General features: G+C 67.9%; 10 protein-coding genes and 1 pseudogene. 4 read left to right on the top strand and 7 right to left on the bottom strand.

The annotated features are described in order from the left end of the window. The first annotated feature begins 65 nt into the window (after positions 1-65). Positions 66-566, top strand: a complete 501-nt coding sequence (locus tag ACIQOE_RS14970; protein WP_351318151.1) for a nuclear transport factor 2 family protein — start codon at positions 66-68, stop codon at positions 564-566. Here ACIQOE_RS14970 and ACIQOE_RS14965 read toward each other — a convergent pair. After that, positions 556-1,215: a hypothetical protein gene (locus tag ACIQOE_RS14965; protein WP_365570577.1), complete on the bottom strand. Its 660-nt coding sequence runs from the start codon at positions 1,213-1,215 to the stop codon at positions 556-558. The two genes, ACIQOE_RS14970 and ACIQOE_RS14965, sit on opposite strands and share 11 nt — an antisense overlap. Positions 1,216-1,293: 78 nt before the next feature. Between ACIQOE_RS14965 and ACIQOE_RS14960 the strand changes: the two genes are divergently transcribed. Beyond that, the gene (locus ACIQOE_RS14960) at positions 1,294-1,641 is read left to right on the top strand and encodes a hypothetical protein (RefSeq protein ID WP_351318147.1); all 348 of its coding nucleotides are present in this window, start codon (positions 1,294-1,296) and stop codon (positions 1,639-1,641) included. A 68-nt stretch (positions 1,642-1,709) separates the two neighbouring features. Here ACIQOE_RS14960 and ACIQOE_RS14955 read toward each other — a convergent pair. After that, positions 1,710-2,082, bottom strand: a pseudogene (locus ACIQOE_RS14955) (hypothetical protein); the annotation flags it as partial. Positions 2,083-2,400: 318 nt separating this feature from the next. Between ACIQOE_RS14955 and ACIQOE_RS14950 the strand changes: the two are divergent. Together ACIQOE_RS14950 and ACIQOE_RS14945 are read left to right on the top strand one after the other, a co-directional pair. Beyond that, positions 2,401-3,243 (top strand): FkbM family methyltransferase, encoded by an 843-nt coding sequence (locus tag ACIQOE_RS14950; protein WP_365554871.1) that lies wholly within the window; start codon positions 2,401-2,403, stop codon positions 3,241-3,243. Positions 3,244-3,480: 237 nt separating this feature from the next. Next, a complete protein-coding gene (locus ACIQOE_RS14945; RefSeq protein WP_401412521.1) occupies positions 3,481-4,758 on the top strand; it encodes a S41 family peptidase in 1,278 nt (425 codons plus the stop codon). A gap of 102 nt (positions 4,759-4,860) precedes the next feature. Here ACIQOE_RS14945 and tuf read toward each other — a convergent pair whose 3' ends face one another. From tuf to ACIQOE_RS14920, 5 genes are all read right to left on the bottom strand, one after another. Beyond that, a complete protein-coding gene (gene tuf / locus ACIQOE_RS14940) occupies positions 4,861-6,054 on the bottom strand; it encodes an elongation factor Tu (RefSeq protein WP_351318141.1) in 1,194 nt (397 codons plus the stop codon). Between the two features lie 156 nt (positions 6,055-6,210). After that, positions 6,211-8,337: an elongation factor G gene (fusA, locus tag ACIQOE_RS14935; protein ID WP_351318139.1), complete on the bottom strand. Its 2,127-nt coding sequence runs from the start codon at positions 8,335-8,337 to the stop codon at positions 6,211-6,213. Positions 8,338-8,376: 39 nt separating this feature from the next. Next, a complete protein-coding gene (gene rpsG, locus ACIQOE_RS14930; protein WP_007384059.1) occupies positions 8,377-8,847 on the bottom strand; it encodes a 30S ribosomal protein S7 in 471 nt (156 codons plus the stop codon). A gap of 2 nt (positions 8,848-8,849) precedes the next feature. Continuing rightward, the gene (rpsL, locus tag ACIQOE_RS14925; protein WP_003948652.1) at positions 8,850-9,221 is read right to left on the bottom strand and encodes a 30S ribosomal protein S12; all 372 of its coding nucleotides are present in this window, start codon (positions 9,219-9,221) and stop codon (positions 8,850-8,852) included. Between the two features lie 563 nt (positions 9,222-9,784). Further along, positions 9,785-13,684 carry a DNA-directed RNA polymerase subunit beta' gene (locus ACIQOE_RS14920; RefSeq protein WP_351318137.1) on the bottom strand — a complete coding sequence of 1,300 codons (3,900 nt, stop codon included), beginning with the start codon at positions 13,682-13,684 and terminating at the stop codon, positions 9,785-9,787. Positions 13,685-13,757: the final 73 nt, after the last annotated feature.

The raw sequence follows: 13,757 nt of genomic DNA, 5'->3' as shown, positions 1-13,757 counted from the left end.
ACGGCCGCACCCTGTACCTGGTGGTGGTCGTTGGTCCGCCGGGACGGATCCCGGAAGGAGACGACGTGAACCGAGCGGACATGGTCACGCTGTGGGAACGGCACACGGAGTACGAGTTCGTCGCCAGGGACGCCGACCTGGCGGTGTCCACCATGGTCGAGGACGCCCGCGTGATGCACCTGCCGACGATGAGCGGCGGCTTCGGCAGGGAGAACCTGCGCGCCTACTACCGCGACGTCTTCATTCCCGGCGTTCCGCGGAACACCACCATGGAGACGGCGGACCGGTCGGTGGGCGACGACTTCCTGGTCGAGGAGATCGTCATGCGGATGCCGCACGACCGGGAGATCCCGTTCCTGCTGCCGGGGCTGGCCGCGACCGGACGCACCGTGGAGGTACCGCTGGTGGTGGTCGTGAAGTTCCGGGACGGCCTGATGGCGAGCGAACGGATCTACTGGGACCAGGCGGCCGTGCTCGCCCAGGCCGGGCTGATCGACGACGGCGACCTGCCCATGGCCGGCTGCACCGAGGCGGCCCGCTTCCTGCGGGAGCGGGTCAGGACCTGACCGTGTCCGCGAAGCGGAACGTCGACGTGACCGCGTCGAAGATGTCGAGGAAGGAGTCCGCCAGGTCCAGGACCTGGCTGCTGCCGGCGACCAGGGCGACCTTGCCCTCCTGGCCGGGAACCGGGATGAACGTCTGCATCAGGACCGCGCGGATCGTGCGGCCCAGGCTGTCCTCGGGGACCGGGATGTCCTCGATGCCATAGGTGCGCGCGGCGGGGCCGACGCCGGGGATGTCGACGGTGGTCACCTTGCGCCAGGAGTCGCCCTCGCGGTGCGCCTCCTTGGGCGCGAGCTGGGCGGCGATGGCGGCCGGGTCGTTGGAGAGCGGCGCGCCCTCGCGGGTGCGGCCGCCGACCAGCGAGACGGTGACCGAGCCGGTGATCGGGGTGTCGCCGCCGAAGCTCTCCGCCATGCAACCGCAGTACAGCGCGCCCGACTTCCACGCGTCGGCCGCGGACTTGCGCAGGAAGCCGACGTAGGTGTCCCGGTAGGGAGCCAGCTCCGGGTGCTGGGCGACGCGTTCGTCGACCATCCGCCGGATGGAGTCGTCGCGGGACTCCGGCCGTACGTCGAACTCCCACCACGACTCGGGCACCTTGATCCGGAATCCGCCGCGCTCGATCGTGAGCGTCTCCATGTAGCGGGCCATGGTGTACGTCGTCCCCGTTCCGGTGATCTGATATACGGTGCGGCCAGACTACGAGATGCGCGGACGGGGGACGGTCACGTGGGCACGGGCAAGAGCGACCTCGCGATACCGCTGAGCGAGCTGGAGGACTACGGCCGCAAGCTGCGTTCCATCAAGGAGCGTCTCGACCACACCAAGAAGATGTTCGAGTCCTACCGGGACGACGTCGGCAGCGGCACGGTCTACGACGCGCTGGACGACTTCGAGTCCAACTGGCACGACGGCCGCGAGGACATCACCAAGCAGATCGACTCGCTCGCCGACATGTCCGACACCGTGGTCCGCGAGTTCAAGAAGCTGGACGACGACCTCGCGAAGAAGGCGAAGGACGCGGTACGGCCGGAGGGCCGACAGCAGGGCGGCGGCGGGCAGCCCAAGGCCGAGTAGCCGACCGGCCTTGGGGCCCCAGGCTCCAGGGATCCGGCAGCTCGGCGCCGCCGAGGAGCGGCGCGGTGTTTCGAGTCGGACACCGGCCGGCCGTTGGCCACCGCCGGTGAGCGTCCCACCGCCGATCCGTCCTCGGACTTCAGCACCTCGATGCAACCCGCCAGGCCCGCGTGCCCCTCACGATCCGTCGGCATCACCTGCAGCTCGACGTTCCGCCGAGTTCCACCGCCTTGGCCTCCAGCTGTGCCAGGTCGCGCACTTTCTTCGGATACCGGACGCGGCCCACGTCCTCTTTCATCGCGGAAAGCGGTCCGTCCGCGCGCAGTACTTCGTCGGCGCGGTCCAGGTATTCCGGCCGGGGAATGCGTTTCCGCCCTCGATCTTGTAGACCAAGTCCTCGCCGTAGCCGACCGTCTCCCCGAACTCGGCGGCCCAAGGCCCTGAGCCGTTCCACCGTGCCGTCCACGCTCATCCCGCACCCCATCCGTCGTACGACCGTGCCGTGACGCCGACCGGTGACCCCACGTGACGGCGCCGTCACCGCTCACCGTAGGCACATGCGGCGACGCCGAGTGACCGGAGCGGGCGGATCTCCACCCGGCGTGAAGCGTGTGCCACCACCGGAAAAAGTCGAGGTTAATGGCGGGTTATTCGACGTGGATGCGGAGCGAATAGCAGAGGGCATTCACTGGTGAGCGACCCTTGGGGAACATTTCCGGACCCTGTGACAATTACTGGCCACGGCTTTACCATCGCCCAATGCGCATTTCCGAGGTCGAAGCAGCCAATGCCCGCATGCTGGCCCACGCACCATCGGTCCGGCCCGTCGCCACCGGCGACATCATCCGCGTGCACCGCAAGAAGTTCCCCTACCGCGGCTACGTGGAAATCGATTCGCCGTACTGTCCGCCGTTCGTGATGTTCTGCGTCAACGACGACGCGGTCGCCATGGACACCCTGTGGAACGGGACGTTCGGCTACGAGCCGGGCACCCTCGCCACCTGGGCCCGGCTGGCGGCACGGAGCGCGACGATCGCGGACGTCGGCGCGCATGTCGGCTACTTCTCGATGATCGCCGCGCACGCGAACCCGAGGGCGAAGGTGCACTCCTTCGAGCCGGTCGACCAGATCCACTCCCGGCTCTCGGTGAACGTCCGCTCCAACGGCGTCCAGAACGTCAAGCTCCACCAGGCCGGCGTCTCCGGCGAGCCGGGCTGGGCCGACATCAGCGTCCGGTTCTCCGGGAACCTGCTGTCCACCGGTTCGACCCTGGAGGCCGCGGCCCCCGACGCGCAGCTCAAGCGCATCCGACTGGTCACGCTGGACGAGGTGTTCGCCGACACCCGGCTGGACCTCGTCAAGATCGACGTGGAGGGCCACGAGATGTCGGTGCTGCGCGGGGCCCGCCAGGTGCTCAAGCGCGACCGGCCGTTCCTGGTCATCGAGGCCCTGGTCGACGCCTCCCTGGACGAACTGTTCGCCGAGTTCGAACCGCTCGGCTACGACGCCCACTGGATCACCGAGGCGGACGGCACCCCGGTGCACTGGCGCGAGCCCCGGCCCGCCCACACCAGGAACCTGCTCTTCACCCCGCGCGTCTGAGGCTGTCCCCACCCCCGGCACACCTGCCTCCCGGATGGTCCGGGCCGGGCCGCGTCCGGCACCGTGGCGACCGGAAGCGAACTCGCGTGGGGGAAGGACATCGTCGTGAGCGTAGGTCGCCGTGTCACTGTCGGAACCGGGGCCTGTGCCCTGGCCCTGACCCTGGCCGCCCTGGGAGTCGCGGGCGCGCCGCACGCCCGGGCCGGCGGCGCAGGCCCGCTGGAGGGCGTGTGGCGGATGGACGGGTACGGAACCGTTCTCGCCGTCGACGGCCGCGAACTCCGGGAGTACCAGACCACCGCCGTCAGCTGCCTCCCGGGCGACGTGGCGCGGGCGACCGGGCGGCCGGGGTCGTACGAGGCCGGCGGCAGCGTGCTCACCCTGCGTCCCGCCGCCGACGGCGACCACGCCCGGCTGAGCGCGAACCAGGACGTCGGGCACCGGCTGCTGCGGCGGATCGCCGCCCTGCCGGAGGCCTGCACCGTGCCGCCCGCCTCTTCCGGCCCGCGCGCCGCCTTCGACGTCTTCTGGCAGTCGTTCGAGGAGAACTATCCCTTCTTCGCCGCCAAGGGCGTCGACTGGCGTGCCGTCCGCGACCGCTACCGCCCGCTGGTGCACGCGGACACCACCCGGTCCGAGCTGTACGACCTGTTCAGCCGCATGGTCGCACCGCTCCACGACGCCCATGTCGCCGTCCAGGACGGGGACGAGATCCACGGGGTCGGGCGGCCGGGAACCGTCCTGCCGACTCCGGAGCTGGACGCGCGGGTGAAGGCGTTCGTCCGTGAGCGCGATCTCGCCGGCGCCTCGCACGTCCAGGACTTCGCCGACGGCCGCATCACCTACGCCGATCTGGGCGCGGGCCACGGCCGGCTGGGCTACCTGCGCGTCTCCGGCTTCACCGGCTACGACCCGCACGACGGGTCGTACGTCGCCCAACTGGCCGCCCTGGACCGGGCCCTGGACACCGTCTTCACCCCGGCGCGCACCCGGCGCCTGCACGGTCTGGTCATCGACCTCCGCGTCAACGGCGGCGGCTCCGACGCCCTCGGCATCCACCTCGCGGGACGCCTCACCGACACCCCGTACACGGCCTACTCCAAGCGCGCCCGCAACGATCCCGCCGACCCGGCCGGCCGTACCCGCCCCGAGCCGGTCCCCGTCACCCCGGCCCGCGCCCCGCGCTACACCGGCTCCGTCGCCGTGCTCACCGGCGGCTCGACGGTCAGCGCCGGCGAGACCTTCACGCAGGCCCTGATCGACCGTCCCGGCCGCACGGTCCGTATCGGCCGGCCGACACAGGGCGTCTTCTCGGACATCCTTATCCGCCGTCTCCCCAACGGCATGGCGGCCTGGCTGCCGAACGAGGAGTACCTCACCCGGACCGGCCGCACCTTCGACGGCACCGGAATCCCGCCCCGGATCAGCGAACCGGTCTTCACCCGGGAGGAGTTCGCGAAGGGCCGGGACTCGGCCTTCGACCGGGCCGTCGCCCTGCTCCGGCGCGGGCTCTGAGGCTCCGCGGCCGCGGTGTCCCCCGGGCATGCGGAAGGGGCCCGTACGACCGAAGTCGTGCGGGCCCCTTCAGACAACCGGGTCAGCCCTTGCGGGCCGAGATCACTTGTTGATCTTGGTGACCTGGCCGGCGCCCACCGTGCGACCACCCTCACGGATGGCGAACTTCAGGCCCTCCTCCATGGCGATGGGCTGGATCAGCTCCACCTTCATGTCGGTGTTGTCGCCCGGCATGACCATCTCGGTGCCCTCGGGGAGGGTCACGACGCCGGTCACGTCCGTGGTACGGAAGTAGAACTGCGGGCGGTAGTTGTTGAAGAACGGCGTGTGACGGCCACCCTCGTCCTTGGACAGGATGTACGCGGTCGCCTCGAACTCGGTGTGCGGCGTGACCGAACCCGGCTTGATGATGACCTGGCCGCGCTCGACGTCCTCGCGCTTGATGCCACGGAGGAGCAGACCGACGTTCTCACCGGCCTGGCCCTCGTCGAGCAGCTTGCGGAACATCTCGATGCCGGTGACCGTGGTGGTGGTCTTGTCCTGCTTGATGCCGATGATGTCGACGGTCTCGTTGACCTTGAGGACACCACGCTCGATACGACCGGTGACGACGGTGCCACGACCGGTGATCGTGAAGACGTCCTCGATCGGCATCAGGAACGGCTTGTCGACGTCACGCTCGGGCTCCGGGATGGACTCGTCGACGGCCTTCATCAGGTCGAGGACGGACTGGGTCCACTCGGCGTCGCCCTCGAGGGCCTTGAGCGCGGAGACCTTGACGACCGGCAGGTCGTCGCCCGGGAACTCGTACTCGGAGAGCAGCTCACGGACCTCGAGCTCGACGAGCTCCAGGATCTCCTCGTCGTCCACCATGTCGGCCTTGTTCAGGGCGACCACGATGTACGGCACGCCGACCTGGCGGGCCAGGAGCACGTGCTCCTTGGTCTGCGGCATCGGACCGTCGGTGGCGGCGACGACGAGGATCGCGCCGTCCATCTGCGCGGCACCGGTGATCATGTTCTTGATGTAGTCCGCGTGACCCGGGCAGTCGACGTGGGCGTAGTGACGGGTCTCCGTCTGGTACTCGACGTGCGCGATGGAGATGGTGATACCGCGCTGGCGCTCCTCGGGCGCCTTGTCGATGTTGTCGAACGCGGTGGCCTCGTTCAGGTCCGGGTACGCGTCGTGCAGCACCTTGGTAATGGCGGCCGTGAGGGTCGTCTTACCGTGGTCGATGTGACCGATGGTGCCGATGTTGACGTGCGGCTTAGTCCGCTCGAACTTCGCCTTCGCCACTGGGGTCCTCCTGGGAGTGGTTCTGTACGCCTTGATTCGATCGGCGCCAGGTGATCTTTGCTGTTGGTTCCCGGGCCCCGGGTCATTCCGCCGCGAAAGCGGAGGAACGACCCGTGAGGCTCCGGGGTCAAGCCTAAAGCGTCGTAGCGCGGTGCGTTACTCGCCCTTGGCCTTCGCGATGATCTCCTCGGCGACGTTCCGCGGAACCTCGGCGTAGGAGTCGAACTGCATGGAGTAGCTGGCCCGGCCGGACGTCTTGCTGCGCAGGTCGCCGACGTAACCGAACATCTCCGAGAGGGGCACGAGGCCCTTCACGACGCGGGCACCGGCCCGCTCCTCCATGGCCTGGATCTGACCACGGCGGGAGTTGATGTCGCCGATGACCTCACCCATGTAGTCCTCGGGCGTGGTGACCTCGACGGCCATCATCGGCTCAAGGAGCACGGGGGACGCCTTGCGCGCGGCCTCCTTGAAGGCCTGCGAACCGGCGATCTTGAACGCGAGCTCGGAGGAGTCGACCTCGTGGTAGGCGCCGTCGAGAAGCGTGACGCGGACGCCCGTCATCTCGTAGCCGGCGAGGATGCCGAACTGCATGGCCTCCTGCGCACCGGCGTCCACCGAAGGGATGTACTCCTTCGGGATGCGGCCACCGGTCACCTTGTTCACGAACTCGTACGAGGCGTCGCCGCCCTCGATGGGCTCGATCGCGATCTGCACCTTGGCGAACTGACCGGTACCACCGGTCTGCTTCTTGTGGGTGTAGTCCACGCGCTCGACGGCCTTGCGGATCGTCTCGCGGTAAGCGACCTGCGGCTTGCCGACGTTGGCCTCGACCTTGAACTCACGGCGCATACGGTCGACCAGCACCTCGAGGTGCAGTTCACCCATACCACCGATGATGGTCTGGCCGGTCTCCTCGTCCGAGTGGACCTGGAAGGACGGGTCCTCCTCGGCCAGGCGCTGGATCGCGACGCCCAGCTTCTCCTGGTCACCCTTCGACTTGGGCTCGATGGCGACCTGGATGACCGGCGCCGGGAAGTCCATGGACTCCAGGATCACCGGCTGCTTGTCGTCGCACAGCGTCTCACCGGTCGTGGTCTGCTTCAGACCCATGACGGCGATGATGTCGCCGGCGCCCACCGACTCGATCTCCTCACGCTTGTTCGCGTGCATGCGGTAGATCTTGCCGATGCGCTCCTTCTTGCCCTTGACGGAGTTCAGCACGGCGGTGCCGGACTCCAGGCGGCCCGAGTAGACCCGGACGAAGGTGAGCTTGCCGAGGTGCGGGTCGCTCATGATCTTGAACGCGAGCGCCGACAGCGGCTCCTCGTCGGACGGCTTGCGCTTGACGATCTCCTCCGCGTTGTTGACGGCGTGGCCCTCGATGGCCTCGACGTCGAGCGGGGAGGGGAGGTAGCGCACGACCGCGTCGAGCAGGGGCTGAACGCCCTTGTTCTTGAACGCGGTACCGCAGAACACCGGGGTGACCGTGGTGCCGTCGGACTTGCCGGACGCGATGGTGATACGACGGATCGCGGCGTACAGCTGCTCCTCGGAAGGCTCTTCGCCCTCCAGGTACAGCTCCATGATCTCTTCGTCGTTCTCGGCCACGGCCTCCAGCAGCTTGCCGCGGTACTCCTCGGCAGCCTCGGTGTGCGTGGCCGGGATGTCGACGGTGTCGTACATCTCGCCCTTGGTGGCCTCGGCGGACCACACGAGCGCCTTCATGCGGACGAGGTCCACGACGCCCTGGAAGTCGGCCTCGGCACCGATCGGGAGCTGCATGACGATCGGCTGCGCGCCCAGACGGTCCTTGATCATGTCCACGCAGCGGTGGAACTCGGCACCGGTCCGGTCGAGCTTGTTGACGAAGCAGATGCGCGGGACGCCGTAGCGGTCCGCCTGACGCCAGACGGTCTCGGACTGGGGCTCGACACCAGCGACGCCGTCGAACACCGTCACGGCACCGTCGAGCACGCGAAGCGAGCGCTCCACCTCGACGGTGAAGTCGACGTGGCCCGGGGTGTCGATGATGTTGATCGTGTGGTCGACGTCTTCCAGCGGCCAGTGACAGGTGGTGGCAGCAGAGGTGATCGTGATGCCACGCTCCTGCTCCTGCTCCATCCAGTCCATGGTGGCGGCGCCGTCGTGAACCTCGCCGATCTTGTACGACACACCGGTGTAGAACAGGATCCGCTCGGTAGTGGTCGTCTTGCCCGCGTCGATGTGGGCCATGATCCCGATGTTGCGGACCTTGGCCAGGTCAAGTGAAGTGGTAGCCATAAGGCTTCAGTCTTCTCTCGGTCTCGATGTGGGTAGCGACTACCAGCGGTAGTGCGCGAAGGCCTTGTTGGACTCGGCCATCTTGTGGGTGTCCTCGCGCTTCTTGACGGCCGCACCGAGGCCGTTCGAAGCGTCGAGAAGCTCGTTGAGCAGACGCTCGGTCATGGTCTTCTCGCGACGGGCGCGGGAGTAGCCGACCAGCCAGCGCAGCGCCAGGGTGTTGGCGCGGCCGGGCTTGACCTCGACCGGCACCTGGTAGGTGGCGCCACCGACACGGCGGGACTTGACCTCAAGCGTGGGCTTGATGTTCTCCAGCGCGCGCTTGAGCGTGATGACCGGGTCGTTGCTGGTCTTCTCGCGCAGGCCCTCCATGGCGCCGTACACGATGCGCTCGGCGGTGGAGCGCTTGCCGTTCAGCAGCACCTTGTTGATGAGCGACGTGACAAGAGGAGAACCGTAGACCGGGTCGATGATGACCGGGCGCTTCGGGGCAGGGCCCTTACGAGGCATTCTTACTTCTCCTTCTTGGCGCCGTAGCGGCTGCGGGCCTGCTTGCGGTTCTTGACACCCTGGGTGTCGAGCGAGCCGCGGATGATCTTGTAGCGAACACCGGGCAGGTCCTTCACACGGCCGCCGCGCACGAGCACGATGGAGTGCTCCTGCAGGTTGTGTCCCTCACCCGGAATGTAAGCAGTGACCTCGATGCCGCTGGTCAGACGCACACGCGCGACCTTACGCAGGGCCGAGTTCGGCTTCTTCGGGGTGGTCGTGAACACACGCGTGCAGACGCCACGGCGCTGAGGGGAACCCTCGAGTGCGGGCGTCTTGTTCTTCTCGACCTTGTCCTGCCGGCCCTTACGGACCAGCTGCTGGATCGTAGGCACTACTTCTCCGGTTTCTGTGTGCCGAATGGTGAAGCTAACCTGGAACGTCACCGACCCACGCGGTCGGGTGTGTCGGATTCCGCGGACTCCTGCCGAACGGCAGAAGGGGGCGCGGATCGCGGTGGCCGCTTCGTCACTCAGGTGCGGTTTGAAGGCACGCACGAGGATCAGGGCACACCCCAGGCACAAGGTCTGAGCGTACCCAGCGCAATCACTTCGGTCAAAACAAAAGAAGCGCGGCCGATCGCGAACGCCCTGACCTGCGGTTTCGTCGAGGCCTCCGACGTACCACGAAAGCCGCCGACACGCGAACCGCGGGAGTCGCGGACCGCCGGAACGCGCCACGCGGGCCTCCGGCCATCCGCCGGCCACCCCCCGGCCGCCCGAAGCGCCCCTCAGCGCCCGCTGAGCCCCCGCCCGGCCGTCGCCCACGCCCACCACCGCCGGGACCCTCCGCCGGCCCCTCCCCCGGCCCCGGAGCGCCGCCCGCGGAGCCGGCACGGGGCAGGCATGCCGAAGGGCGGCCGCCCCGAGGTGGGACGGCCGCCCTTCAGCACTCACTTCTACTGGTTGTACGGACCGTAGTCGTAGTCCTCCAGCGGAACGGCCTGGCCGGAGCCCGTGCCGAACGGCGAGTAGTCGATGTCGTCGTAGCCGACGGCCGAGTACATCGCGGCCTTCGCCTCCTCGGTCGGCTCCACCCGGATGTTGCGGTAGCGGGACAGACCCGTACCGGCCGGGATGAGCTTACCGATGATGACGTTCTCCTTGAGGCCGATCAGGGAGTCGGACTTGGCGTTGATCGCCGCGTCCGTCAGGACCCTGGTCGTCTCCTGGAAGGACGCCGCCGACAGCCAGGACTCCGTGGCCAGCGAGGCCTTGGTGATACCCATGAGCTGCGGACGACCGGAGGCCGGGTGACCGCCCTCCTGGACCACACGACGGTTCTCGTGCTCGAACTTCGAGCGCTCGACCAGCTCGCCGGGCAGCAGCTCGGCGTCGCCGGACTCGATGATCGTCACGCGGCGCAGCATCTGCCGGATGATGATCTCGATGTGCTTGTCGTGGATCGACACACCCTGCGAGTTGTAGACCTTCTGGACCTCGCCGACCAGGTGGACCTGGACGGCACGCTGGCCCAGGATGCGCAGCACGTCGTGCGGGTTGGTGGCACCCACGGTGAGCTTCTGGCCCACCTCGACGTGCTCGCCCTCGCTGACCAGGAGCCGGGCACGCTTCGAGATCGGGAACGCCGTCTCGTCGCTGCCGTCGTCCGGCGTGATGACGATCTTCTTGGTCTTCTCGGTCTCCTCGATCCGCACGCGGCCCTGGGCCTCGGAGATCGGGGCGACACCCTTCGGGGTACGGGCCTCGAAGAGCTCGACGACACGCGGCAGACCCTGGGTGATGTCGTCACCGGCCACACCACCGGTGTGGAAGGTACGCATCGTCAGCTGGGTACCGGGCTCACCGATGGACTGGGCGGCGATGATGCCGACCGCCTCACCGATGTCGACCAGCTTGCCGGTGGCCAGCGAACGGCCGTAGCACATGGCGCAGGTGCCGACGGCGGACTCACAGGTCAGGACCGAGCGGGTCTTGACCTCGGAGACGCCACGGGCGACCAGTTCCTCGATGAGGACGTCACCGAGGTCGGTGTTGGCCGGGGCCAGCACCACGCCGTCGACGACGATGTCCTCGGCCAGCGCACGTGCGTACACGCTGGTCTCGACGTTGTCCGCCTTGCGCAGCACGCCGTCGGCGCCGACCTCGGCGATCTGCAGCTTGAGGCCGCGCTCGGTGCCGCAGTCCTCCTCGCGGATGATGACGTCCTGCGAGACGTCCACCAGACGACGGGTGAGGTAACCCGAGTCGGCGGTACGCAGGGCGGTGTCCGCCAGACCCTTACGGGCACCGTGGGTGGAGATGAAGTACTCCAGCACGGACAGGCCCTCACGGAACGAGGCCTTGATCGGACGCGGGATGGTCTCGTTCTTCGCGTTCGACACCAGACCACGCATACCGGCGATCTGCCGCATCTGCATCATGTTTCCTCGGGCACCCGAGTCAACCATCATGAAGATGGGGTTCGTCTTGGGGAAGTTCTCGTTCATCGCCTCGGCGACCTCGTTGGTCGCCTTGGTCCAGATCGCGATGAGCTCCTGAGTGCGCTCTTCCTTGGTGATCAGACCGCGCTCGTACTGCTTCTGGACCTTCTCGTCCTGGGCCTCGTAGCCCGCGACGATGGCCTTCTTCGCCTCGGGGACGACGACGTCGGAGATGGCCACGGTGACACCGGAGCGGGTGCCCCAGTAGAAGCCGGCCGCCTTCAGGTTGTCGAGCGTCGCCGCCACGATGACCTTGGGGTAGCGCTCCGCCAGGTCGTTGACGATCTCGCCGAGCTGCTTCTTGCCCACCGAGTAGTCGACGAACGGGTAGTCCTCGGGCAGCAGCTCGTTGAAGAGCGCGCGGCCCAGGGTGGTCCGCAGGCGGAAGGTGTCGCCGCTCTGGTACTCCGGCTCGCCCTCCTCGACGGCCGGCGGGGTCCAGCCGCGCGGCGGGATGGTGCCCACCGGGAAGCGGATGTCGATCGCCGACTGCAGCGCGAGCTCGCCGGCGTCGAACGCCATGGTCGCCTCGGCCGTGGAGCCGAACGCGCGGCCCTCGCCCTTGGTGTCGCGCAGCTCGCCGTCGGTGGTGAGGAAGAACAGACCGAGGACCATGTCCTGGGTCGGCATCGTCACCGGACGGCCGTCGGCGGGCTTGAGGATGTTGTTCGAGGACAGCATCAGGATGCGGGCCTCGGCCTGCGCCTCCGCGGACAGCGGCAGGTGCACGGCCATCTGGTCACCGTCGAAGTCCGCGTTGAACGCGGTGCAGACGAGCGGGTGGATCTGGATGGCCTTGCCCTCGACCAGCTGCGGCTCGAAGGCCTGGATGCCGAGGCGGTGCAGGGTGGGCGCACGGTTCAGCAGCACCGGGTGCTCGGCGATGACCTCTTCGAGGACGTCGTACACGACGGTGCGGCCGCGCTCCACCATGCGCTTGGCGGACTTGATGTTCTGCGCGTGGTTCAGGTCGACCAGGCGCTTCATCACGAACGGCTTGAACAGCTCCAGCGCCATCGCCTTGGGCAGACCGCACTGGTGCAGCTTGAGCTGCGGGCCGACGACGATGACGGAACGCGCCGAGTAGTCGACTCGCTTGCCGAGCAGGTTCTGACGGAAGCGGCCCTGCTTGCCCTTGAGCATGTCGCTCAGGGACTTCAGCGGGCGGTTGCCGGGACCGGTGACCGGGCGACCACGACGACCGTTGTCGAAGAGGGCGTCCACGGCCTCCTGGAGCATGCGCTTCTCGTTGTTCACGATGATCTCGGGCGCACCGAGGTCGAGAAGGCGCTTCAGGCGGTTGTTGCGGTTGATCACACGGCGGTACAGGTCGTTCAGGTCGGAGGTCGCGAAGCGGCCACCGTCCAGCTGCACCATCGGGCGAAGGTCCGGCGGGATGACCGGGACGCAGTCCAGCACCATGCCCTTGGGGCTGTTGCTGGTCTGCAGGAACGCGGAGACGACCTTGAGGCGCTTGAGCGCACGGGTCTTCTTCTGGCCCTTGCCGGTGCGGATGATCTCGCGGAGCTTCTCGGCCTCCTCGTCGAGGTCGAAGGACTCCAGGCGCTTCTGCAGCGCCGCGGCACCCATCGAACCGTCGAAGTACGTGCCGAAGCGGTCGCGCAGCTCGCGGTAGAGAAGCTCGTCGCCCTCCAGGTCCTGGACCTTGAGGTTCTTGAAGCGGGTCCACACCTCGTCGAGGCGGTCGATCTCGCGCTGCGAACGGTCGCGCAGCTGCTTCATCTCACGCTCGGCACCCTCGCGCACCTTGCGGCGCACGTCGGCCTTGGCGCCCTCGGCCTCCAGCTCGGCGAGGTCGCTCTCCAGCTTCTTGGCGCGGGCCTCGAGGTCGGAGTCGCGGCGGTTCTCGATCTGCTGGCGCTCGACCGAGACGTGCGCCTCCAGGGAGGGCAGGTCGCGGGTGCGGCGCTCCTCGTCGACGAACGTGATCATGTACGCCGCGAAGTAGATGACCTTCTCCAGGTCCTTCGGGGCGAGGTCGAGCAGGTAGCCCAGGCGCGAGGGGACGCCCTTGAAGTACCAGATGTGGGTGACGGGCGCGGCCAGTTCGATGTGGCCCATCCGCTCACGGCGCACCTTGGCGCGGGTCACCTCGACGCCGCAGCGCTCACAGATGATGCCCTTGAAGCGGACGCGCTTGTACTTGCCGCAGTAGCACTCCCAGTCCCGGGTGGGGCCGAAGATCTTCTCGCAGAAGAGCCCGTCCTTTTCCGGCTTGAGGGTGCGGTAGTTGATCGTCTCGGGCTTCTTGACCTCGCCGTGGCTCCACTGACGGATGTCGTCAGCGGTGGCCAGGCCGATCCGGAGCTCGTCGAAGAAGTTGACGTCGAGCACTATGCGTCAATCCCTCTCAGGGTTGTGAGTCTTTGGTCTGAAACGGGGGCCTGGGGGTCGGCGGGGGTCTCAC

This window comes from Streptomyces sp. NPDC091282 (assembly GCF_044757385.1).
Lineage (GTDB): Bacteria > Actinomycetota > Actinomycetes > Streptomycetales > Streptomycetaceae > Streptomyces > Streptomyces gramineus.
This window is presented reverse-complemented; position numbering and strand designations above follow the sequence as displayed.